This is a genomic window from Isoalcanivorax indicus (assembly GCF_003259185.1).
In the GTDB taxonomy this organism is placed as follows: Bacteria; Pseudomonadota; Gammaproteobacteria; order Pseudomonadales; family Alcanivoracaceae; genus Isoalcanivorax; species Isoalcanivorax indicus.
This window is the reverse complement of record NZ_QGMP01000001.1, coordinates 1,771,351-1,794,012: the sequence shown is the minus strand read 5'-3', so window position 1 is coordinate 1,794,012 and position 22,662 is coordinate 1,771,351. Positions and strand designations below refer to the sequence as shown.

At 64.1% G+C, this 22,662-nt stretch carries 17 protein-coding genes; 4 read left to right on the top strand and 13 right to left on the bottom strand.

Annotated elements, in window-relative coordinates; genetic code table 11:
- Nucleotides 1-27: 27 nt before the first annotated feature.
- The 10 genes from DKW65_RS08140 to DKW65_RS08095 form a co-directional block, all read right to left on the bottom strand.
- Nucleotides 28-486: a hypothetical protein gene (locus DKW65_RS08140; protein ID WP_111656776.1), complete on the bottom strand. Its 459-nt coding sequence runs from the start codon at nt 484-486 to the stop codon at nt 28-30.
- Between the two features lie 130 nt (nt 487-616).
- A complete protein-coding gene (locus tag DKW65_RS08135) occupies nt 617-1,480 on the bottom strand; it encodes a MerR family transcriptional regulator (RefSeq protein ID WP_111657581.1) in 864 nt (287 codons plus the stop codon).
- A 52-nt stretch (nt 1,481-1,532) separates the two neighbouring features.
- Nucleotides 1,533-3,734 carry a selenide, water dikinase SelD gene (gene selD, locus DKW65_RS08130; protein ID WP_111656775.1) on the bottom strand — a complete coding sequence of 734 codons (2,202 nt, stop codon included), beginning with the start codon at nt 3,732-3,734 and terminating at the stop codon, nt 1,533-1,535.
- On the bottom strand, nt 3,731-5,293 hold the full coding sequence (locus tag DKW65_RS08125; RefSeq protein WP_245932436.1) for a PhnE/PtxC family ABC transporter permease: 1,563 nt from the start codon (nt 5,291-5,293) through the stop codon (nt 3,731-3,733). Before DKW65_RS08125 ends, selD begins: the two co-directional genes overlap by 4 nt.
- Nucleotides 5,286-5,942, bottom strand: coding sequence for an ATP-binding cassette domain-containing protein (locus tag DKW65_RS08120; protein WP_111656774.1), 657 nt, complete (start codon nt 5,940-5,942; stop codon nt 5,286-5,288). Before DKW65_RS08120 ends, DKW65_RS08125 begins: the two co-directional genes overlap by 8 nt.
- Entirely contained in the window at nt 5,942-6,808 is an 867-nt protein-coding gene (locus tag DKW65_RS08115) for a putative selenate ABC transporter substrate-binding protein (RefSeq protein ID WP_111656773.1), read from the bottom strand. The genes DKW65_RS08120 and DKW65_RS08115 overlap by 1 nt, the downstream gene beginning before the upstream one ends.
- Nucleotides 6,809-6,903: 95 nt before the next feature.
- A complete protein-coding gene (gene mnmH, locus DKW65_RS08110) occupies nt 6,904-8,013 on the bottom strand; it encodes a tRNA 2-selenouridine(34) synthase MnmH (protein WP_111656772.1) in 1,110 nt (369 codons plus the stop codon).
- A gap of 12 nt (nt 8,014-8,025) precedes the next feature.
- Complete coding sequence (locus DKW65_RS08105; RefSeq protein ID WP_111656771.1) at nt 8,026-10,203, bottom strand: YgiQ family radical SAM protein; 2,178 nt, start codon at nt 10,201-10,203, stop codon at nt 8,026-8,028.
- Between the two features lie 465 nt (nt 10,204-10,668).
- The gene (locus DKW65_RS08100) at nt 10,669-11,649 is read right to left on the bottom strand and encodes an alpha/beta fold hydrolase (protein WP_111656770.1); all 981 of its coding nucleotides are present in this window, start codon (nt 11,647-11,649) and stop codon (nt 10,669-10,671) included.
- A gap of 136 nt (nt 11,650-11,785) precedes the next feature.
- Complete coding sequence (locus tag DKW65_RS08095; RefSeq protein ID WP_111656769.1) at nt 11,786-12,652, bottom strand: metal-dependent hydrolase; 867 nt, start codon at nt 12,650-12,652, stop codon at nt 11,786-11,788.
- 180 nt (nt 12,653-12,832) lie between these two features.
- On the opposite strand from DKW65_RS08095, the gene DKW65_RS08090 reads away from it, so the two are divergent.
- Nucleotides 12,833-13,840, top strand: a complete 1,008-nt coding sequence (locus DKW65_RS08090; protein WP_245932435.1) for an AraC family transcriptional regulator — start codon at nt 12,833-12,835, stop codon at nt 13,838-13,840.
- Nucleotides 13,841-13,862: 22 nt separating this feature from the next.
- Here DKW65_RS08090 and DKW65_RS08085 read toward each other — a convergent pair whose 3' ends face one another.
- Both DKW65_RS08085 and DKW65_RS08080 read right to left on the bottom strand, forming a co-directional pair.
- Entirely contained in the window at nt 13,863-14,789 is a 927-nt protein-coding gene (locus DKW65_RS08085) for an alpha/beta fold hydrolase (protein ID WP_111656768.1), read from the bottom strand.
- 10 nt (nt 14,790-14,799) lie between these two features.
- Complete coding sequence (locus DKW65_RS08080; RefSeq protein ID WP_111656767.1) at nt 14,800-16,530, bottom strand: N-acyl-D-amino-acid deacylase family protein; 1,731 nt, start codon at nt 16,528-16,530, stop codon at nt 14,800-14,802.
- An 87-nt stretch (nt 16,531-16,617) separates the two neighbouring features.
- Here DKW65_RS08080 and DKW65_RS08075 point away from each other — a divergent pair, with 87 nt between their 5' ends.
- Nucleotides 16,618-17,241 (top strand): TetR/AcrR family transcriptional regulator, encoded by a 624-nt coding sequence (locus DKW65_RS08075; RefSeq protein ID WP_111656766.1) that lies wholly within the window; start codon nt 16,618-16,620, stop codon nt 17,239-17,241.
- A gap of 65 nt (nt 17,242-17,306) precedes the next feature.
- Here the strand turns inward: DKW65_RS08075 and rne are convergent, their stop codons facing one another.
- On the bottom strand, nt 17,307-20,381 hold the full coding sequence (rne, locus tag DKW65_RS08070) for a ribonuclease E (protein WP_111656765.1): 3,075 nt from the start codon (nt 20,379-20,381) through the stop codon (nt 17,307-17,309).
- 616 nt (nt 20,382-20,997) lie between these two features.
- On the opposite strand from rne, the gene DKW65_RS08065 reads away from it, so the two are divergent.
- Nucleotides 20,998-21,969, top strand: coding sequence for an RluA family pseudouridine synthase (locus DKW65_RS08065; RefSeq protein WP_111656764.1), 972 nt, complete (start codon nt 20,998-21,000; stop codon nt 21,967-21,969).
- A gap of 15 nt (nt 21,970-21,984) precedes the next feature.
- Entirely contained in the window at nt 21,985-22,653 is a 669-nt protein-coding gene (locus DKW65_RS08060) for an HAD-IA family hydrolase (protein ID WP_111656763.1), read from the top strand.
- Nucleotides 22,654-22,662 lie beyond the last annotated feature (9 nt).

Here is a 22,662-nt window from a genome sequence, read left to right as displayed (position 1 = left end):
GTGCACCGGCGCCTTCGCGCCGGTGCGTCAGCAGTCATCCAGCGCCGTGGTGGCGCGCACCAGACGCAACTTCTCGTGGTTTTCCAGCGCGCAGAGGTTCTCGAAGATTTCCCGCACCGTTTCGTTCGGTGCAATGGCTGCCATCTTGGTGTACAGCTCAATCACCGTGTCATGAAACGCCAGCGCAGCATGCACCAGCATGATGGCCGCTTCGGGCTGTGCCGCGCTGAGCAGGGTGCTGGATGGGGTGGGCAGGGGAATGTCCGGGGCCGAGTCGTACCAGGTATCGAGGGCGCCGTCGTGGCCGCCGTCGCAGTAGGCGGCCAGCGCCTGCTGTAGCGCCAGTTCATGGTCGGCCAGATATTGCAGGATCAGGCGCAGTCGTTCGCGGGACTCGCCGTTGGACAAGCGCTGGTACTCTTCAGCCAGATGCTGGTGGAAGCTGCCGGTCCAGGCCAGAACCTCATGAATGGTCTTGAAGCGCATGGGAATCTCCTTTCTCTGCGTACCAACGGCTTCCAGTGTGCCTGTCTGGTGCCGGGATCGCCAAATCCGGGAGCATGTCGGGGAGAATGTCGGGGAAAGCGTGGGGCGGTGTGCGCCCGGCAGGCGGGTCTCAGCCTGCCGGGTCGTCGTCCTGCTGCTCCTGTTCTTCCAGGTGCGTCAGCACGGTGGCCAGGCGATCAACCAGGACCTTGTTGATCGCCTTGTCGAGGATGCGCGCCAGCTCTGCACTGACCACCATGTCGGCAATCGGACGTACGCGCTGGATGAACTGTGCCAGACGGGGTACATCGTCGCCGCGCGGCAGCTCCTTGTCGCCATACTTCGCATCGACCAGGTGAGTGACCACCATGCGCACGAAGCCGTCAGCAATGCGGTCGACTTCCGAGCGGACAGAGTTGACTTCATCCAGCAGGGCATCCAGCGGAATGCCGGCCTCCACCAGTTCCCGCCCCGCATTCAGGATGCGGGGGCTGGGCACCCGCAGGCGGTTGCCTTCCGGAATCATGTAACCGAGATTGACTGCCTTGAGCAGCACGTCCTGAGTGAGCTCGTCACCGAACGCCTCCAGCAGCTCTTCATAGCTCATGTAAGACGGCGCTTCGTCGCTCCAGGGACTGGTGACCACCACCTCAAGCCCGAGAATATCGTTGAGGTCGCGGCCCTGTTCCCAGGCCGTCAGCAGGTCGCGAATGTTGGCCAGGGTAAAGCCGCGATTGAGCAACTGGCCGATGATCTTCAGGCGCGCCAGATGCACGTCAGAGTAGATGCCGGTGCGGCCACGCTTTTCCGGCGGTGGCAACAGCCCACGATCCTGATAGGCACGGACATTACGCACCGTGGTGCTGGCCTCGCGTGCCAGTTCATCAATGGTGAATTCCTTGCGGCCACTGTGTTCCACGGGCGCTTCTGGCGCCCGTGCCACTTTGCGCAGGCTTTGCAGGATGGCGGAGGGTGTCAGCTGGGTCGGTTTCATGCAGCGATGATAACGGGGTTTCCGCAGCGGCACCATAACCCCGAGCGTGAAGTCATTCCTGTATTTCGATGTTGCCCGGTTTATCCGTGCAGACACCGATCAGCCAGGCCGGTTGCTCCGCCCGGCGCAGTGCGACCATGCAGTTGTCGTAATCCGCCATCGGGATGGCAGCCAGCAGACCGCCGCTGGTTTGCGGATCGGTCAGCAGACTGAGCAACGGGTGATCTGTCAGCGAGCGGGCAATCGTGCACTGTTGCAGTGCAATGACATTGGCCGGTGCCAGCGAACTGCGCACGCCGGCATGCGCCAGCGACAAGGCACCGGGTAGCAGGGGTACCGCGTGGGCGTTCAGACGAGCGCCACAGGTCTGCCCCTGAAGCATTTCGCGCAGATGGCCGATCAGGCCGAAGCCGGTAATGTCTGTGCAGGCACGGGCATGGTGCCGGGCAAACAGCGCGGCGGCTGTCGCGTTGCTTTCGAGCATGCTTGCCAGTGCCGCGTCCAGCCAGGCGCCGTGCGTGCGTCCCTGCATCATGCCCGCCAGGACCGTGCCGCTGCCCAGTGCTTTGGTCAGTATCAGTCGGTCCCCGGGTCGGGCGCCCTGCTTGCGCAACAGGTGTGTCGGGCTGGCGCGACCGTTGACCATGAAACCGGCGGCCATGGTGGGCCCCTCGATGGTGTGTCCGCCGATCAGGGCACAGCCAACGCGATCCAGCTCCAGCAGGGCGCCTTCCATCAGGCGGCGCAGATCTCGTTGCTGCAAGCGCGGATGCTGGTAAGCCACTGCCACGGTCGCCAGGGCCGAGTGGGGTTGCGCATTCATGGCATGCAGGTCGCTGAGTGCATGCAGCGCCGCGATGCGCCCGAACAACCAGGGTTCATCCATAAAGGCGGGGAAATAATCCTGGCTCTGCACCAGCAGTTCACCGGCTGGCCACTGCAGCACGGCGGCATCGTCTATGCTGCGGTAATCACTCAGCACTTCCGGATGGTGAACACCCTGCAGTCCGCCCAGCGCCTGCGAGAGCGTCTGGGCGCCGACCTTGGCACCGCAACCCTGGCAATGCATCACGGCCATGCCATCATCGCTGCCCGGAGCGACCATGTGGCGGGCGGGCAGGTCGGTAAAGCGGGCCATGAAACGGCGATCAATGCGGTCTTTCCAGCGCCAGACCCAGTCGCCGGACACGCTGAGGCGGCCACGACTGGCGATGGCGTGTTGCCGCCCGGCGGACAGCAGGGCCAGCACCTGTCGCTGTGGCCGATAGCGTGTCAGGGCCGCGCCGCTCAGTGCAGCGCGCAAATTGGCGGCCAGTATCGGCGCCTGGCGTACCGCATAGACGCCAGCCCGTGGCAAGGCGAGTGGCTCGGGCCAGGCACAGTCGCCTGCGGCAAAGATGTTGGCATGGGAAAGGCTTTGCAGCGTGTCGCTGACCCGGACGAAGCCGTCATCGGTGCAGGATAGCGGCGAGTCCGCCAACCAGTCGGCACCGCGCGCGCCGGTACACCAGAGCACGAAGTCCACTGGCAGGCGCTGCCCGTTCTGGCCTTCGATCCAGTCGGCGTTGACGCGGGCCACCGGAAAATCCATCACCAGCTCGACGTTTGCCGCCGCCAGCGCACGCTGCATGGCCCGGCGGGCGCCGGGGGCCAGACCGGGCAACAGCGGCCCGGCACTGACCAGACGCAGGTGGGCGCGCACGGCGGTCCGGGCCAGGGCATGTTGCACCGCCAGACACATTTCGGCGCCGCCCGGGCCCGCGCCGACCACCGTAATCTGCAAGGGGGCACGGCTATCATGCAGGCGCAACAGCAATGCCTCCCAGCGCGCCCGGAAACGGCTCACCGGCTTGACCGGCACTGCATGTTCCGCGGCGCCGGGCACGCCCCGGGTGTCCGGTAACGCACCGGTATCCAGGCTCAGTACGTCATACGCCAGCGCCGGGCCCTGATCCAGCAGTACCTGCTTCTGCGCGGTATCCAGCCCGACCGCGCGCGCGCGAACAAAACGCACCCCGGCCCACTGGCACAGGGCCGCCAGGTCGATATGCATGTCGTCCGCCTGGTAATGACCCGCGACAAAGCCGGGCAGCATGCCGGAGTAGGGCGTCAGGGATTCCGGCGATACCAGCGTGATCCGTGCCCCCGGCGGCGGCGTCATGGCCAGCATGCGCAGGACCAGGGCATGGCTGTGGCCACCACCGACCAGCACCAGATCCTGATGTGTCGTGGCGGACGAGGCGGCGCCGTTCATCGCGCGGCACCCGGCATGGCGGGTGTCAGGCGAGCCAGGGTGCGCCCTTCGTTGAGCGACAGACGCAAGTGCTGGCGCAGGCGTCGGGAAAAGGCATCCACCGCCAGATTGAGCAGAACACTGACGAGGATCAGCAGCATGGCGCGGTCAAAGCGGAACTCGGCGAAGGCGGCATCGACGAAAAAGCCCAGTGTCGTGATACCGAGAATGCCCAGAATGGCTGTTTCACGCATGATGATTTCCCAACGGTAAAGCAGCAGTGCCAGCAGGTTTGGATAGACCCGTGGCAGCACCTCGAAGAAATAGCCGCGCACCCCGGTGGCGCCGTCGGCGCGCGCTGGCCATTGCAGTGTAAAGCGTCCGCTGAGCCAGGCGACAATGGCGCTGGTATGCAGCGCCAGCGCAATGATCCCGGGCAGCATCGACGGGCCGAATAACAATAGCAGAATGAACGCCAGCAGGAATTCCGGCGTGGTGCGCAAGACGACCAGCAGCAGATGGCCGATCCCGCGACGCCATGGTGAACCGAAGCGGGGCGAGATCAACGGAAACAGCAGCAGCGACAGCAGGGCGGTGAGCAGCAGCGCCGCGCTGGAGAGCACCAGTGTATGCCACACCCCCGGCAGGGCTTGCTCGCCCATCAGGCGCAGGGTCCAGTGCCACAGTCCTTCCAGACCGGCGCCCTGGCGCAGTGGCGCGGGCACGATATCTTCGCTCAGAAAACGCCACAAGGTGCCCGCCGGGGCGGTCGATAACGGCGGCGCCCACCACAGGGCCGCGCCCAGATAAAGCGGCAGCAGGCGCCGGTGCAGCCACCAGCGCAGGGTGCCGATCAACAGGAAGAACAGATACAGGATGGCGGCCCCGGCGCTGTAATCGCCCTGGCGAAATGCGGTTTCCAGATGAAAACCCAGGGTCGGCAGGCCAATGAAGCCGAGGATGGCCGAGGCCCGCAGGCCGCATTCAAGCCGGTAGGCGCTGTAGGTGCGCAGCGGGAACAGGATCAGCGGCAAGCGGGCGTGAAAAAAAGCAGCCAGGCGCGGGCTGCCAGTGGGGAGCGCCCGGGCAGGACGCCCGTCGGCCTCTTCCAGAAATTCCCCGAACACCTTGGCGAAGATGCCGGCATAGGGCACGGCAATCGCCAGCACGCCGGTCAGCGGTGACAGACCGGTAAGTTGCAGAAAGATAAGCCCCCAGAACAGTTCATGCACGGCACGAATGACGGCACTGACGGTGCGCACGGCGCGGTACTGCCAGCAGAGGGCCAGCACAAAGCCCGCGATCACGCCGAGCGCAACGCCCTGGAAGGCAAAGGCGAGGGTGTTGGCCAGGGCGTGCCAGAGAAATTCCGTAGCGGCAAAATCCGGTGTCAGGAAACCGCTGCCGATACGAGCCAGTTCGGTCCCCGGCGACAGGGTCGTGATCTCGAGATCGGCCAGCAGGAACGCAAGCAAACCGAACAATCCGAGCCACAGGGAGGCACGCCGGAAGCGGCCTGCCGTGGTATGCCAATGGAGCGTATTCACATCGCGAGCATTGCCGCGCTGCGGATCAGGCATAGAGGGCATCGAGATCCGCCAGGGATAACCCGGTTGCGGGCGCATCCAGCGCCAGGACGCCATCCCGCAGCCCCAGCACCCGGTCGAAGCAGGCCAGGGCCAGGCTGCGGTCATGCAATGCCACCACGGCGCTGTCGTGCTGTGATAGCGCCAGGTCCAGCAGACGCCGCGCCTGGTGTTCGTCAACACTGGATACCGGCTCGTCGCCCAGCAGGATGGTGCGCCGGGTATAGAGCGCCCGGCCCAGCGCCACACGTTGCGCCTGCCCGCCGGACAAACGGTCGATACTGGTGCCCAGGCACTCGGCGATGCCCAGCTGGTTGGCCAGGGCGGCGATGGCCTCGCGTTCCCGAGGTTGTGGCCAGAGCAGGTTGAGCAGGCTGTAGGCGCTGCTGTGACGCGGCAGCGCACCCATATAGATGTTGTGAAATGCGCTGAGCATCGGCACCAGGGCGCCATCCTGCGGACACCAGGCAATTTGCTGCGGCCGCTGGCGTCGCAGGGCGGCGAGCAGGGTCGACTTGCCAGCACCGGAGGGCCCCAGCAAGGCGACTTTCTCGCCCGGTTGCAGGGTCAGTGTCAGCCCCGTGAGCACCGCATGTGTGCCCTGATACAGGCTGTCGTCCTGAAAGCGGAACAGTGCTGCCATCAGTCGAGCAGGTCCAGCGCGCGGGCGGTGTCGATGATCGGCTGATAGTCATCGTTGCTGGCAGGAATGAAACCCTGGCGCGGAAATGCCGCCAGCAATGTCTCGTCGGTAATACCGATCAGTGCCGCTTGCACGCGGCGGGCAAAATCCTCGCCAAAGCGCTCATCAACATCACCGCGAATGACCCAGTGATAGTCGGGATAGGGGGGAGTGACCCAGACCTTGCGCACGACGTTTTCATCAATGCGGCCTTCGCGGAGTTCCTGTTCCCAGACCTTGTAGTTGACCACCCCGGCATCCCAGGCACCGCTCTGCACCAACGCGATGGTGGCGCTGTGATCGCCGCTGAAGCCCACCCGGCTGAAGAAGCGCTGCGGGGTTTCGCCGGTGGCTTCGCGCATGAAGTATTCCGGCATCAGGCGCCCGGACGTCGAACTGCGCGAACCAAAGGTAAAGCGCTTGCCGCGCAGGGCCATGGGAAAGTCGTCACCGGGCTCGATACCGGTGCTGGCATGGACGATCAGATAACTGAGAAATTGCGGGTCCTCCACGCCCTGGGCAATGGCGCGGCTGCCCGGCACCAGGCGCTGCGCCTGCACCCCGGAGAAGCCACCGAACCAGGCCAGTTGCACTTCGTTATTGCGAAAGGCGGTGACCGCCGCCGCATAGGACTTGACCGGAATGTAGCGGACCTCGACGCCCAGTTCGGCGGCCAGGTAGTCGGCGACCTGGCCAAAACGGGTCATCAGCCGTGATTCGTCCTGATCGGGAATGGCGGTAAAGACAAAGGTGTCGGCCTGCACGGCGCCGCTAACAGACAGCAGTAACGCCGCCGCCATCAGGCGGGCGCGGATCTTGTGGATCATGGTGTCACTCCGTTCAATAGGGAGTCAGACCGGACGGTTATGACGCTCAGGCACTGTGTCCGGCAATCAGTGCATGAGCCAGTGCATCATCAGGATTATGCGCAGCGTTCGCGCAGCCAGGCCAGCACCTCGGCGCGGCTGCCGGTAAACAGCGCCTGGCCATCGCGCTTGCCGAGCATGTAGTCATACATGGGATCGTAGTAATCGCGCAGCAGGCTTTCTATCCAGACCCGGTGCGCGTCGGGGCTGCCCGTGCGTGCCTGCAGCGCCAGCGCATCCTGCAACTGGGCGCGCAGGCGCGCATGCTGCAGCCCGCCCAGGCGTTTGCGAATCCTGTCCAGCGCCGCCAGCAGTGATTCACCCAGTCGCGCCCGGGCATCCTGCTCGGTCTGGCCCGCGTCGCCGAGCTGCAGGTATTCGTCGACCGGCGCGATCACATAATCTTCAAGGGTAACGGTAACGCGACTGGCCAGCGATTCCTCAATCATGATCTGCGGTGCCGTTTTCATGGCCGCCTGCAAGGGCAGCGGCAATGCACACCGGCCCACCAGACGACCTTCGTCTTCCAGCGCCACCGGGCGATCACCGGTGTGACGCAGACGCAGCAGGTCAATGGCGAGGGCATTCTCGAAATCGATCTGTGCCGGCTGGCCACCAGGACGGCGACCAAAGGCTGAACCACGGTGATGCGCCCGGCCTTCCAGATCCAGCGCCCGGTCCAGCGCCTCGATCACCCGCGTCTTGCCGGTACCGGTGCGGCCGCAGACCAGCAGCAGCGGCGTGCGCGCGAGATCTTGCTGGAACCGCTCCAGCAGAAAACGTCGCATGGCTTTGTAGCCGCCCTGAACCAGCGGCACCGTGACGCCCTCATCGGCAAGCCATTGCTGCACGGTGCAGGAGCGCAGCCCGCCGCGAAAACAGTAGAGGTAGCCTTCCGGGTGTTGCCGACACCAGGCCGCCCAGGCGGCAGTGCGCGCTGCGCGCACCGCACCGCCAACCAGTTCATGCCCCAGAGTGATGGCCGCATCCTGGCCGGCGTGTTTGTAGCGGATGCCGACCTGATGCCGCTCACTGTCCTCGAGCAGCGGAAGGTTCCATGCGCCGGGGAAGGCGCCCTTGGCAAACTCTACCGGCGCGCGCACATCAAGCAACGGCGCCCCGGTGAGAAAGAGATCCAGGTAATCGCGGGTGACTGGCAACGACATGGCGCGCTCAGCTCAGCGTTGCTTGCGCGGCGGCAAACCCGTGTGCTGGGTCAGCAGCTTGCGGCCGCGACGCGTATTGTGCGCCTGTTGCGAGTTCTTGCGTCGGGGCGCACGGTAGTCGTTGCCAGCCTCCGGTTGGTCGCGGGGAATCAACTGATGCTTGCCGTTGCCTATCAGATCCGCCCGGCCCATTTTTTTCAGCGCCTCGCGCAGCAGCGGCCAGTTGCGCGAATCGTGATAGCGCAGGAACGCCTTGTGCAGACGTCGTTGATCGGCATCGCGCACGATCTCCATCTGCTCACTCTTGTAGCTGACCCGCCGCAGCGGGTTGCGCCGGGTGTGGTACATGGCGGTCGCCGTGGCCATTGGCGAGGGATAGAACGCCTGCACCTGATCCGCACGGAAGCCGTTGATCTTCAGCCACAGCGCCAGATTCATCATGTCTTCATCGCGCGTGCCGGGATGCGCCGCAATGAAATAGGGAATCAGGTACTGCTCCTTGCCCGCTTCCTTCGAGTATTTCTCGAACATGCGCTTGAAGGTATCGTAGGCGCCGATGCCCGGTTTCATCATTTTCGACAGCGGCCCGTCTTCCGTGTGTTCCGGCGCAATCTTCAGATAGCCACCGACATGATGCGTGACCAGCTCGCGCACATACTCGGGGTCCTGCACCGCCAGATCGTAACGCAACCCCGAAGCAATCAGGATTTTCTTGATGCCGGGCAGGGCACGCGCTTCCCGATACAATTGCGTCAGCGCACTGTGATCGGTATTCAGGTTCTCGCAGATACCGGGATAGACACAACTCGGTTTGCGACAGGCGGCTTCAATCTCGCGCGTCTTGCAGGCAATGCGGTACATGTTGGCGGTCGGCCCGCCCAGATCGGAGATGACCCCGGTAAAACCCGGCACCTTGTCACGGATTTCGCCGATTTCTCGCAAGATGGAATCCTGGGATCGGTTCTGAATGATGCGGCCTTCGTGCTCGGTAATGGAACAGAAGGTACAGCCACCAAAACAGCCGCGCATGATATTCACCGAAAAACGTATCATGTCATAGGCAGGGATCTTTTCGCCTTCATACGCAGGGTGCGGCACACGTGCATAGGGCAGGCCAAAGACATAGTCCATTTCCGGCGTGGACAACGGAATCGGCGGTGGATTCATCCAGATGTCCTGTTCCGCATGGCGCTGCACCAGCGCCCGCGCATTGCCCGGATTGGTTTCCAGATGCAGTACGCGATTGGCGTGCGCGTAAAGCACCGGATCATTGCGTACCTTCTCGAAGCTCGGCAGTCGAATTACCGTGCGGTCACGATCACGGTGGGCATGCCAGCGAATCTGCACCACCTGTTCCGCATTCGGGTCGATCTGCTGTGCATTGCGGCGTTCCAGCTCACAACTGTCCAGTTCCTGGGTATTCACATAGGGATTGATGATGCGATCCACCTGGCCGGGTCGATCCACCCGGGTCGAATCCAGTTCCAGCCAGTCGGCGGGGGTGTTTCGGCGCATGAACGCTGTGCCGCGCACATCGGTGATGTCGGTAATCGCCTCGCCGCGCGACAGCCTGTGGGCGATCTCCACCACGGCGCGTTCGGCATTGCCGTACAGCAGGATATCGGCAGCGGCATCCACCAGAATGGAGCGCCGCACTTTGTCCTGCCAGTAGTCGTAATGCGCGATGCGGCGTAATGAGGCTTCGATACCGCCGAGCACGACGGGCACATCGCCATAGGCTTCGCGGCAACGCTGGCTGTACACCAGGGAGCAGCGATCGGGTCGTTTGCCGGCCATGCCGCCGGGCGTATAGGCATCATCGGAGCGTGCTTTGCGGTCGGCGGTGTAGCGGTTGATCATCGAGTCCATGTTGCCGGCGGCGACGCCGAAAAACAGGTTCGGTTTGCCGAGGGCCATGAAGGCGTCTTTGCTGTGCCAGTCCGGTTGGGCAATGATGCCGACGCGAAAGCCCTGGGCTTCCAGCAGGCGGCCGATGATGGCCATGCCGAAGGAGGGGTGGTCGACGTAGGCGTCGCCGGTGACGATGATGATGTCGCAGCTGTCCCAGCCGAGTTGGTCCATTTCGGACCGGCTCATGGGCAGGAACGGCGCGGTGCCGAAGCATTCGGCCCAGTAGCGCGGGTAGTCGTAGAGCGCGTTGGCGGCTTTGGGCAGGGTCAGGGCGTTCATCACGGTGTTCCGGGTTTGGCAAAGTGGGCATTCTACCTGAGTCGCTGGGCGGTTGCCTGTTAGCGGCCAGACTCTCCGGAGTGGGTCACCCTCCAGCAGAGAGGCGTTGAGGCGGGGTACGCCCTTCCGGGACCGCTCAAGCCGTCCCTGGGCGCTCTTTCTTTGGCCATCCATGGCCAAAGATGTCCCTCCAGGGCGCACCCCGCCTCAACGCCGCAGCGAGATTCTACGTTCGGTGGTTATAGAGCGTGTTGGAGGAACAAAAAGGCCAGCCATCTGCCAGCCTGAAGATCGTGCTGCACGTGACGGCCCTCGGGGGGCGGGTAAGGGTTTTCTGGACCTTCGAGAGGCATGGATGCCGAACGAGAGCCTACATGGATGTATTCACGGCGTGTCCAGAAAACCCTTACCTGCCCCCCGAGGGCCATTACCACCACAACCGGAAAGAACGGAACACACCAACAATCAGTGCCCCAATATCTGGCGAGCCTCCCGCCAATGACTGCGCAGGACGCGGGCACTGAGCCCCGGGGCTTCGAGCATGGGCAGGTGCCCCACGCCCTGGAAGATGCGCTTGCGGGCGTGTGGAATGACCGTCTGGAAGGTGTCGGCGCAGCTCACGTCCAGTACCGCATCGCGATCGCCCCACATGATCAGGGTCGGGCATTCGATCTCGCTGAACACGGCTTCCGGCGCTTCGTCGATGTCCAGCATGTCGCGGAAGATGCGGTAGTTGACCGGCTGCCGGTGCACCATTTCCCGGTACATCAGCGGCGTCAGCATGGCGCTGAAGCTGTGCCGGTTGCGCCAGGTGGCAATGCGGAACAGGCGCGCCACATCGAGGAGGCTGGCCGGAATCAGCGGGTTGTGGCCGCGCATCAGTGCGGCCTCGAAATCGCTGGCCTGGTGGCCGCGCAGGCCAGCAGCGTTCATCAGCGACAGGCTGCGCACCTGCTCGGGGAAACGGGCGGCGGTGATGCCGCTGATGGCGCCGCCCATGGAATTGCCCACCAGATGCGCCGGGCCGCAGCCGACTTGCTGGATGATGCGGCTCAGGCGCTCCGCCTGGGTGGCCAGGCGGTAGTTGGAACTGGCCACGAAGTGGCTTTCGCCAAAGCCGGGCAGGTCAGGAATGATCAGGCGGTAGCGGCGCGCCAGCAGGCCGGCCATCAGCAGCCAGTTTTCCTTGTTGGCGCCGAAGCCGTGCACCAGCACCACCGGATCGCCGTCCATGCGCCCGCCTTCGAGCAGGGTGACGCGGTGCTGGTCGAGCCAGATGTGTTTGCGGCGCAGGCCGGAAATCGCCACCTGGCTGCGGCGGGCCCAGTTCCAGGCGCTGCGGGTGGGGCGCCAGCGGGTCAGCAGGTCGTGGTCGGGTTCGGCGCTGCGTGCCAGGAAGGAGGCGCCTACGGATTCGATAAAGCTGTCGGGCAGCGTCTTGTTCATATTCTTCTCCTGCGACCGTTATGATGACAGTGGTCGATGTCACATTGAGTCATAATAATGTGATTCATGTCCAGCTGGCCAGCCGGCTAGGGAAAAAGTATGAATGCGGGGCGCGAGGCGCCCCGGAGGGGGTGGGTCAGGCGGGTGTCTGCGTGGCCTCGCCGTTTTCAATGGCGGTCAACTGGGCGCGCCAGGCCTCGATCAGGGCGCTGTTGTCTTCCTGCCAGGGGTGGAAGTCCGGGCGCAGGAAGCTGATGAAATCGGGCAGGGTGCGGGTCAGCATGCCGTTGATGCCGAACAGGCGCCAGAGGCCGCGAGCCAGTACCAGGGGGCGGCGGTGCATGCCGTCTTTCTTCAGGAAGGCCCAGGTGTATTTCGAGGTGTAGCTGCCCAGGGCCAGGGTGGCGGCCAGCAGGGTGCGAACGCGCATGCGGTAGCTGCCGACCACGTCCTGGTAGAGGTCGTAGGCCACGGCCTTGTGCTCGATTTCCTCGATGGCGTGCCACATCCATAGCTGGCGCACGCTGGGGTGCATGTCGGCCAGCAGGGACGGGTCCTTGAGCAGGCGGTTGGCGAGGATGGCAGTGATGTGCTCGAGCGCGGCGGTGGCGGCGAGCTGTTGTTCTTTCGACAGGCGCTTGCGGCCTTCGTTGATCAGATAGCGGGCCAGTTTCTGGCCGCCTTCGGCTTCTTCCTGATAGCCCTGACTGGCCAGCATCTGGTTGAAGGTGTCGTGTTCCAGGGAGTGCATGGCTTCCTGGCCGATAAAGCCGGAAATGTCCTTCTGCCGTTGCGGGTCGGTCACGGTATCGCGGAAAGCGCGCACGGCGTCGACGAAAAAGCGCTCGCCATCCGGAAACGTCAGCGACAGGGCGTTGAGGAAATGCGTCAGCACCGGGTCGTTGCGGCACCAGTAACGTGGCGCGTCGTCGAAGGTAAAGCCCATGCGTTGCGGTGTGATGCTGACCTGGTCGGGCTTCTTCACGGCGTTGCTTCGGGACATGACGATAAACTCCAGTGGTCATTGACTGCTGCGCCTGGCCGGTTCGCTGTGGAATCATGGCAGGCCAAGCGAGCGCTTGGTTATATGGTGGGGTCGATGACACGCTGAATTCTGGTAAACGGAGGCCAATTTCCAGTGCAATCAGGCCAGTTGCGTTCAACAGGGGCGAATCAGCCGGGTGTGCCCGCCATTTATCTGCTGCTGCTGTGCGATGTGGTGCGCCGGTGGGGGCTGGATGACCAGGCGCTGATCGAGGGGCTGGGTGTGGACCGCGCCAGTCTGCTCGACGGACAACGGCGGGTGTCGCTGCAGATCTGTCATACGGCAGCCTGCCGGGCGGTGGCGCTGGCCGGGGATCGTGGCCTCGGGTTGGCCTATGCCCGGGCGCTGAATGTCACCCTGCATGGGTCGGTGGGCATGATGGCGCTGTCGAGTCCGTCAATTGGTGCCGCCCTGGATGCAGCGGCGCGCTACGTGACGCTGCGGGCGCCGTTCCTGGCGGTGTCGCAGTCCCGGGAGAGCGGGCGTGACGGGGAGGTGGCGGTGATTCATGTGCGCTCCCTCTGGGACCTGGGTGAGCTGGATCGTTTCATCATGGAGTCCATGCTGGTGGGGCTGGCGCACATGGCCCAGCAGTTGCTGGGTGCGCCCTTGCTGGGCGGGCAGATATGGCTGACCGGCGAACCGCCTGACTATGCCGACACGCTGACCCGGGAGATGCCTGTACCGCTGCACTATGGCAGCGAGTCGTGTCAGTTGCGGGTGCCCGCTGTGTTGCTGGCGGCGGCCCCGCGTCTCGCGGACCCGACGGTTGCGGCGCTGGCTCAGGAGCAGTGTGAACTGGAATTCAGGCAGTTGTTTGCGTCCGTGCAATCGGTCGCCGAGCGGCTGCGTCAATTGCTGGCAAACTGGCCGGAAGGGGAGCCGATACCGTCACTGGAGACCACGGCAGAGCGGCTGCATCTGTCCAGTCGCACGCTCAAGCGCCGCTTGCAGGAAGAAGGCATGAATTATCGTGATATCACGGACGGTTGGCTGTGCGAGCGTGCCTGTGCGCTGCTTGAAGAGCCGCGCCTGGCCGTCAGCGAGATTGCCTGGCGGCTGGGGTATAACGACGTGTCGAATTTTTCCCGGGCGTTTCGTCGCTGGACAGGCCAGACACCGCGCCAGTGGCGCGGCGTCCGGTGAAGCCGGCGGTCGGGTTGTCAGTTCAGTCGGTGCGGCCCTGCAAACCGGCGATGAAATGACGCCAGGCATTGAGGACCGCTGCGGGCGCTTCCATATGCGGGTAGTGGCCGATATCGGGCAAGGCATGAATGAAATGCTGCGCGCCCACCAGTTCACGGAAGCGCGCCACCATATGCGCGCCGGACACCGGATCGGCGCTGCCATTGATGACGGCCAGTGGTGAACGGGTATCGGTGAGCGCTGCTACCCAGCGACGCCGATGTTCGCGCCGCTCACGCATGTAACCGAGCAATGGCGGCAGGCAACGCATGCCCTGATGATGATTCACCAGTTGCCAGACGGCTTCCAGTTCATCCTCGGACGGCTGCGTGGCGGCGCCGAACACCGAACAGAATGTCTTCAGCAGGTTACGCCGGGACGCCAGTCTGGCCAGTAGCGGGCCGAGCGGCCCGGCCATCAGTTTCTGCATCGGCCGGGCCAGATGGGTTTCCGGGAACAGGCCGCCGTTGAGCAGGGTCACGCTGAGGTAGCGGCCACTGCCGCCGGGGTTCCCGGCGGCGGCGCTGCGAGCATTGTCCCGGGCCAGCATTTCCTGTGCCACCGTGTCGCCATAGTCATGGGCCAGCACATGGCAGGGCCCGGTGTCGGTGGCCGCCAGGGTGGCCTCGACGATATCCGCCTGCTCCATGATGCTGTAGGGATGTGGGTACGGCTTTTCGGAAAAACCCAGGCCAAGCAGATCCGGACCCAGCACGCGAAAATCGCGACACAGTTCGTCGTAGATCAGATTGAAGTCCCAGGTTGAGGTGGGATAGCCGTGTACCAGCAACAGCACGGGTTTGTTGCTGGCCGACGGGTCGTGCCGCAGGCTGTCGACGACGAAGATCGAGCGACCGCACAGCGTGTGCATCTGGCCCAGCTGACGCCAGTTTTCAAGGGAATAACGCATACGACCTCCTTCAGGCGCGAAGCTGACTGCGCAGCAGGCGGCCGAAGGCACGCTTGCCGAGATCAGCGTGGGGCTGGCCCTGATCCATCGCCACGTGACCCCCGACGATCACCTGACGTACCGCACTGCCTGAGCCGGAGACCATGCGCATGGCGTTATCGAAGCGCGGGTCGGTGGTTTCCAGTGGGCCGGTGAGATCATTTTTCAGGCCGTCCGGATCCAGCACCAGCACATCGGCGGGTTTGCCCTCGGCCAGCTTGCCGGTGTCCAGACCGAACCAGTCTGCCAGTTCACCGGTCACGCGCCAGATCGCTTTTTCCAGCGGCATGGCATCGTCGTGCAGCAACGCATCGCGCAGGAACCAGAGGTGTGAGTTCTGGAAGGCCATGTTGCGGTTGTGTGCGCCGGCGTCGGAAAAGCCGAGCTGGATATAGGGGTGCTTGAGGTGTTGGCGCAGGTATGCCGGGCGATCGTTGGCAATCACTGTATGCCAGCGGATGCTTTCGTCGAATTCAGAAATCAGGTCGATGAAGGTATCCACGGCCGAGGTGCCGCGCTCGCGGGCAATATCCGCAAAGGTGCGGTTGACCAGCGTGCCGTCCGGGCAGGCCACCACGTTCATCAGCGACAGGTCCTTGTGGAAGCTGGTGTTGAATTTCTTCAGCCACTCGCGCCGCATCTGGCCGCGCCAGTCCGGATCACGGTACAGCGCTTCCCGTTGCGCGCGTGTGTCGGCATTCATCAGGCAGGCGCTGGCGTGCATTTCTTCGAACACGGGCGTGTTGCAGCCGTCGCTCCAGAGTTCGAAGGGGACGGCCAGGGATTGAAAACGCATGTCGCCACGAAACAGCTTGTTGATGATTGTGGCCAGGCGCTGGGTCAGCGGGCCCAGACGGCGGTTGGCAGTAAAGTCCAGGCTGGTGAGCATGGACAGCTTCATCGGTTTGCGGCCCAGCCCGCTGCTGATCATTGCCAGGATCGGGATCAGATGACGTCGTCCGGCATCCGGGGTTGCCTGCATGATGCGTCCACCGTGCCGCAATACATCGCCGAGAAAGCGGAATTCGTTCATGGTGGCGTAGTGTGAGGGGGCTGAAGCGCCGTTGTACTTGAAGCCCTTCCAGCGATGCCATTGCAACATATCTACGCTCATGCCCAGATAACCTGCATCCAATGCCTCGCTGAGCGTCGTGCGCAGGGCGCTCTTGTCACCCCAGGTCAGATCGGTGGGCGCCATGCAGCGCTGCTTGCCCAGTACCGCCAGACGCAGGTTGGAGTGCCCCAGGAAGCTGGCGATATTGATGCCCAGCGGCTTCTTCTCCAGGTGCGCGTAGTATTCCGCCGGGGTTTGCCAGTCCTTGTCGCGGAACCAGCGCATCAGCACATCCCTGGGCAGGTTTTCCACGCGGGCAAACATATCGGCAATGTCCTCGGCATCGCCCAGGGCGGCCGACAGGGAGCAATTGCCGAAGATCACCGATGTCACCCCATGGCGCAGGGACTCGCTCAACTCGGGATGGGCTTCCACTTCGGCGTCGTAGTGGGTGTGGATATCAATGGCGCCAGGCATCACCAGACAGCCACGGGCGTCGATTTCGCGCCCCCCGGATGCCGGCAAGTCAGTGCCGATGGCACTGATGCGGCCATCGCGGATGGCGATATCCACCTGGCGGGGTGGGGCGCCAGTGCCGTCGTGGACGGTCCCGTGGCGTATGAGCAGGTCTGTTGTCGCGGTCATCATGGCTCTCCCGGTGGCCTTGATCTGTTGTTATGCTCCCCTGATAATACTAACGATCGTTAGTTCGTCAATGACAGGACAGGACACGGCGTGACTACTGTTGCCAACACAGAGCCCACCCAGCCGACCCGGGAGCGCATCCTCAATGCGGCGCTGATCTGCTTCGCCGAGCGTGGCTATGCGGCCACCGGCATGCGCGAGATCGCCCGCCAGGTGGGCATTCGTGCGCCGTCGCTGTACAACCACTTTGGCGGCAAGCGCGAGATACTGGTGGCGCTGCTGGAACGGATGGGCCCGGCGCGCATCACCCGTGCCCTGGCCGACCTGGCGCCGCCGATGAGCCCTGCGGTGCTGCATGAGCGCCTGCTGACACTGCTGTTTGCCCTGTGGCGGGATGTCGAGGAGAACCGTCTGATGCGGTTATTTTGCGGCGAGGCGCTGCATGACCCGGCCATCGGCCGCATGCTGGAGCAGCAGATCTTCGGGCAGGAAAAACAGCATCTGGCCAGCGCCATTGCGGGGGCGCTCGGCGGCGCTCGCCCGAGTGCGGCACAGCAGCAACTCGCGCAGACCTACGCGGCCTTGTGCATCGCCATTGGCTTTGGCAAGCGCTTCCAGTTACTGCTGGGCGACGATGATCCCGCCCGGCTGGAGGCGATCTGTGATGAAACACGGGTGTTGTTTGATGCGGTGGCGGGGTTGTTGCCGCGATGAATCAAAAAAAAGCCCGCTACATGATGTAGCGGGCTTTTTCCCGGTCGCCGTAAAGGTTCAGGCGATCATTTGCCTTCCTGTTGCTGCTGGCGACGCAGCACACGCGGATCGTTGGAGGCGCGTGCTGGCGCTTCCTCGGTAGCCGGTACGGGCTTGGCCGGGGCTGACTCTGCCGGTTTTTCGGCAGGTGCTTCGGTGTCCGCTCTGTCTGCTTTTTCCACGTTCTCGACGTTCTCAGACGGCTCGGCTACTTCAGCGTTGCTGGCTTTTTCAGCTGCCGCCGCAGGCTCTGCGGGGGGCGCCTTCGGTGCTGCGGCCGGTTCAGCAGCCGCTTCGCTCACGGCGGTACGGGCTGGCTTTTGCCCGGCGGCGGTTTCGACGGCGGGGTTGGCAGCCTTGTCCGCCTGTGATGCTGGTGCGGATGCGGTGGCGTCAGTCGGCGCCTTGTCGCTCGGCGCTGGCGTGGCCATATCCGCAGCCGGTGCCGCTGCACGAGGTGCCTGCGCGGTCTGCTCTGGTGCGGCTTCCGCCTTCGGGGCCTCGCTGGCGGCGGGTTTTTCCTGCGGCGCTTGCCGGGCCGTCGGCGCCTCGGCCTGGGGGGCTGGCTCGGCGTTCTTCAGCTCGGTGTTCGGGCTTGCGGTCTGCTCTGGCGCCTTGCTGGCCTGCTGCGGTTTTTCTTCCGCACGGGCCGCGGGTTTGTCACTGGTGTGATCGCCAGCAGTATCACTGGCGGCAGCCGTTGCTGCGGCAGCCGTTGCTGCGGCAGCCGTTGCTGTGGCAGCCGACGCTACGACAACATCGTCCTGCTTGCGCTGTGGACGCTGACGCTGGCGCAGCGGGCGGTCATCCTTGGCCTGGGTGCGGCGCTCGGCGTTGTCCTGGCTGCGGATATCGTTGTTGTCGCTGATCTCGTCGTCATCGCTGTCGCGCGGCGGGCGCTGACGGCCGTCCTGCTGCTGGGCGTTCTGGGGGTTCTGGGCGTTGCCACCACCGCCACCGCCGCGGTTGCGCCGACGGCGACGACGCGGCGGGGAGGCTTCCTGCTGGCCGCCGTCCTGGTCGGCAGGGCGTGGGTCTGCCTGGGGCTTGTCCTGACGACCTTCGTCGCGGGCCTTGGTGGGCTGCTCCTGGCGTGGCTGTTCCGGGCGTTGCTGCTCGGGACGATTCTGGCCACCCCGGTTGCCGCGGTTGTCAGGTTTTTCCTGGCGGGCATCCTTGCGGTTATCTCCACGGGAGTCCTGACGACCGTCGCGCTCCTGGCGGTTTTCGCCGCCACGACGACCCCGGTTCTCGTTCTGGCGGTTGTCGCCACGGCGATTGCGGGTCTGCTGGCCGCCACGGTTACTGTCCTGGCCACGGCGTGCATTCGGGTTGCGCTGGTTGTTACGTGCCGGTTGTTTGGCAACGGACTTTTTCGGTCTCGCTTCGCCATCGCCCTTGAAAATACGCACGATGAAAGCAAAGAACTGCGCCAGCAGGCCCGGGGTAACGGGCGCGGCAACGGGTTCGGGGGCCGGTTTCGGCGGCGGTGGTGCGGTATCCGGTGCCACCAGTTTTACCGCCGCCTCCTGGCGTTTGATCTCGGTGTCCTGGGCGGACACGAGGCTCGGATCTTCTTCGCCTTCCAGCAGGCCGATTTCATGGCTGGTGACGTTCTGTTGCACCTGATCGTCGCGTATGCGCTGCACTTCGAAATGCGGGGTTTCCAGATTCTGGTTCGGAATCACCAGCACGCGCACCTTGTAGCGCGCTTCGATGTCTCGCAGCGCCTGGCGTTTTTCGTTCAGCAGGTAGGTCGCGACCGGCACCGGCACCTGGGCCTGGATCTCGCCGGTGCGCTCCTTCATGACTTCTTCTTCCACCAGACGCAGGATGGACAGCGCCAGGGATTTCACATCGCGAATATGGCCCTGGCCGTTACAGCGCGGGCAGACGATGCTGGAGGTTTCGCCCAGCGACGGACGCAGGCGCTGACGCGACAGCTCCATCAGGCCGAAGCGGGAAATGCGGCCGACCTGGACGCGGGCGCGATCCGCTTCCAGTGCTTCGCGCATGCGGTTTTCCACTTCGCGCTGGTTGCGCGCCGGGCCCATGTCGATGAAGTCGACCACGATCAGGCCACCGATGTCGCGCAGGCGCAGCTGGCGGGCGATTTCGTCGGCGGCTTCCAGGTTGGTCTGCAGCGCCGTTTCCTCGATGTCAGCGCCTTTGGTGGCGCGCGAGGAGTTGATGTCGATGGACACCAGGGCTTCGGTGGGGTCGATGACGATGGAGCCGCCCGAGGGCAGCTTCACTTCGCGCTGGAATGCGGTCTCGATCTGGGATTCGATCTGATAGCGCGAGAACAGCGGGGTCTCGTCCTTGTACAGCTTGATCTTGTGGGCGAAGTCGTTCATCACCTGAGCGACAAAGCCGTTGGCTTCGGCAAAGGTCTCGTCGGAGTCGATCAGGACTTCGCCGATATCCTTGCGCAGGTAGTCACGGATGGCGCGGATGATGACATTCGACTCCTGGTACACCAGGAACGGGGCAGGACGGTCCTTGGAGGCCGTTTCGATGCTGTCCCACAGCTTCAGCAGGTAGTCCAGATCCCATTGCAGCTCTTCCGGGGTGCGGCCGAGGCCGGCGGTGCGCACGATCACGCCCATGTCGGCGGGGATCTTCAGGGCGCTCATGGCCTCTTTCAGTTCCTGGCGCTCGTCACCCTCGATGCGGCGGGAGATGCCGCCGGCACGGGGGTTGTTCGGCATCAGGACCAGATAGCGGCCCGCCAGGCTGATGAAGGTCGACAGGGCGGCGCCCTTGTTGCCACGCTCTTCCTTGTCGACCTGGATGATGACTTCCTGGCCTTCGCGGATGACGTCCTTGATGTTGATGCGGCCCTGGATGTCCTTGGGGTCCTTGCTGAAATACTGGCGTGAGATTTCCTTCAGCGGGAGAAAGCCGTGGCGCTCGGCGCCGAAGTCCACGAAGGCGGCCTCCAGGGAGGGTTCGACGCGGGTGATCTTGCCTTTATAGATGTTGGCTTTCTTCTGTTCGCGGGTCCGGTGTTCGATATCCAGATCGTAAAGCTTCTGGCCGTCTACCAGGGCGACACGCACCTCTTCGGGGTGGGTCGCGTTGATCAGCATACGTTTCATGTGTCTACCACATTAACGGGGCAGCACTGAGAGGGCCCGTCGAGGGGGCATCAGACCGGGAGCCGGACAGACGGACTGTTGCGGGGCCATTGCCCGGCGATAACGCCGGAATGTCCCACTGCCGGGGTATCCCGGTCAGTCGTCGTGGTCGCGGTTCCCCGATATGGAGCGGAGATAACGCGGCTTGTCTGCGTCGCGGCATGATGGGCCGTGACGGCATGAAACCTGGTTCGTCTCGTGTCACTGCGATGCTGCGTCGTTCGGGGCAGCACCGCTATCGTTTTCGTGTCTGTCGCCCATAGCGTCGGGGCGTCTCTGCAGGCCACCTGGGTTGGTTACATTGCCGCCAGCGGTTATCAGGCCGGGCGGCATCTCCTGGGTGAATCCCTGCGGCGCGGTGCCTTCGTTGTGCGAGGCAGATCAGCGCCATGTCATGGTTCTGTCACATTTCTGGTAACAATCAGTCGGGTGTTTCCGCATCTTGCCCGGCGAATGTCCGCTGCGCGTCGCCGGGGCCGGATAACAGCCGACACGTGACTATAGCAGGAAAACCCGCCGAACATCAATCAGATACCGGCTATCGCATTTGCCGGGAACAGCGCCTAGAATCGCCGCCATGTCCGATACCTCGTCAGATATCCAGTCGGTGGCCCCCTCGGTCAGCTACGTTCGCATTGATGCCGACCGTGCTGGCCAGCGCCTCGACAACTTCCTGATAGCCACCCTGAAAGGGGTGCCGAAGTCCCGTATCTATCGCATCATCCGCGACGGTCAGGTGCGCGTGAATCGCAAGCGCTGCAAGCAGACCTACCGGCTGGAAGAGGGCGATGAGGTGCGTATTCCTCCTGTGCGCATGGCCAGTGCCGGTGAGGCGCCAGCGGTGGGGCAGGGGCTGGGGGACCGTCTCAGCCGCAGCCTGATTCACGACGATGACCACCTGCTGGTGTATAACAAGCCGTTCGGTCTGGCCGTGCATGGCGGCAGCGGGGTGAGTCTGGGGCTGATCGAGTCGTTGCGTGTGCTGCGGCCCGAGGATCGCCATCTGGAGCTGGTACACCGGCTGGACCGGGATACCTCCGGGGCCATCATGCTGGCGCGCAACCGGCCTTTTCTGCGTCGTTTGCAGCGGCTGATGCAGGACGGAGGCATCGAGAAGCGCTACTGGCTGCTGTGCCACGGTTTTCGCGGCAGTCAGCGTACCATCGAGGCGCCGCTGCTGAAGCAGAGCCATGGCAACGAGCGCGTGGTGCGGGTGTCGCGCGAGGGCAAGGCGTCGCGCACAGATTTCCGCCTGCTGGAGCGTTTCGGTGACCTGGCACTGGTCGAGGCGACGTTGGGTACCGGGCGGACCCATCAGATAAGGGTGCATGCCCAGTATGGTGGCTTTCCCCTGGTGGGCGACCCGAAATACGGCAACGAAGACGCCAATGCCGGTTGGGCGGCCCGGCTGGGGCACCCGCGCATGTTCCTGCATGCCCGATCACTGGTGCTGCGACACCCGCAGACCGGCGAGCTGCTGCGCATCGAGGCGCCGCTGGACGAACCGTTCGAGCAGGCGCTGCAACGCTTGCGCGCGGGCAAGGCCTGAAGGGGAGCGGCCTGAATGCACTACCAACTGGTGATTTTCGACTGGGACGGCACCTTGATGGATTCCACGGGTCGCATTGTTCAGTGTCTGGCCGCGGCGGCGGCTGAGGTGTCGTTGCCACCCTTGCCGGCGGCAACCCTGCAATCGATCATCGGCCTCGGGCTGGAGGAAGCCATCCGCGTGCTGTATCCGCACGCCGGCGGCGAGCATGTCGAGGCAATGCGTCAGTGTTATGCGACGCATTTCATCGCGGCGGAACAGACCCCCAGCCCCTTGTTTCCGGGGGCGCTGGCGACGCTGGAGACGCTGCAGGGCGAAGGCCTGCAACTGGCGGTGGCCACCGGCAAGAGCCGCCGGGGGCTGGATCGGGTCTGGGGCAATACTGGCCTCGGGCGTTTTTTTCAGGCCTCGCGCTGTGCCGACGAGACCCGCTCCAAGCCGCACCCGGCCATGGTGCAGGAACTGCTTGAGGAACTGGACTGTCCGCCTGACCGGGCGCTGGTAGTGGGTGACACATCGTTCGACATGGAAATGGCCGAGCGCGCCGGCGTGGATCGAATCGGCGTAATATATGGTGCGCATCCGCCTGCTCGCCTGATGCCGCATACACCGCTGGCCCTGCTGGCACAGATTGATGAGGTGCTGCCCTGGATCGGGGTGGCGCAGCGCGTAGCCGCTGACTGAACGGGAAAA

Bases quoted from the DNA above. Each gene is read 5' to 3' on its own strand.
- DKW65_RS08140 (WP_111656776.1), bottom strand. From the start codon at position 486: ATGCGCTTCAAGACCATTCATGAGGTTCTGGCCTGGACCGGCAGCTTC.
- DKW65_RS08135 (WP_111657581.1), bottom strand. From the start codon at position 1,480: ATGAAACCGACCCAGCTGACACCCTCCGCCATCCTGCAAAGCCTGCGC.
- selD (WP_111656775.1), bottom strand. From the start codon at position 3,734: ATGAACGGCGCCGCCTCGTCCGCCACGACACATCAGGATCTGGTGCTG.
- DKW65_RS08125 (WP_245932436.1), bottom strand. From the start codon at position 5,293: ATGCCTGATCCGCAGCGCGGCAATGCTCGCGATGTGAATACGCTCCAT.
- DKW65_RS08120 (WP_111656774.1), bottom strand. From the start codon at position 5,942: ATGGCAGCACTGTTCCGCTTTCAGGACGACAGCCTGTATCAGGGCACA.
- DKW65_RS08115 (WP_111656773.1), bottom strand. From the start codon at position 6,808: ATGATCCACAAGATCCGCGCCCGCCTGATGGCGGCGGCGTTACTGCTG.
- mnmH (WP_111656772.1), bottom strand. From the start codon at position 8,013: ATGTCGTTGCCAGTCACCCGCGATTACCTGGATCTCTTTCTCACCGGG.
- DKW65_RS08105 (WP_111656771.1), bottom strand. From the start codon at position 10,203: ATGAACGCCCTGACCCTGCCCAAAGCCGCCAACGCGCTCTACGACTAC.
- DKW65_RS08100 (WP_111656770.1), bottom strand. From the start codon at position 11,649: ATGAACAAGACGCTGCCCGACAGCTTTATCGAATCCGTAGGCGCCTCC.
- DKW65_RS08095 (WP_111656769.1), bottom strand. From the start codon at position 12,652: ATGTCCCGAAGCAACGCCGTGAAGAAGCCCGACCAGGTCAGCATCACA.
- DKW65_RS08085 (WP_111656768.1), bottom strand. From the start codon at position 14,789: ATGCGTTATTCCCTTGAAAACTGGCGTCAGCTGGGCCAGATGCACACG.
- DKW65_RS08080 (WP_111656767.1), bottom strand. From the start codon at position 16,530: ATGATGACCGCGACAACAGACCTGCTCATACGCCACGGGACCGTCCAC.
- rne (WP_111656765.1), bottom strand. From the start codon at position 20,381: ATGAAACGTATGCTGATCAACGCGACCCACCCCGAAGAGGTGCGTGTC.
- DKW65_RS08065 (WP_111656764.1), top strand. From the start codon at position 20,998: ATGTCCGATACCTCGTCAGATATCCAGTCGGTGGCCCCCTCGGTCAGC.
- DKW65_RS08060 (WP_111656763.1), top strand. From the start codon at position 21,985: ATGCACTACCAACTGGTGATTTTCGACTGGGACGGCACCTTGATGGAT.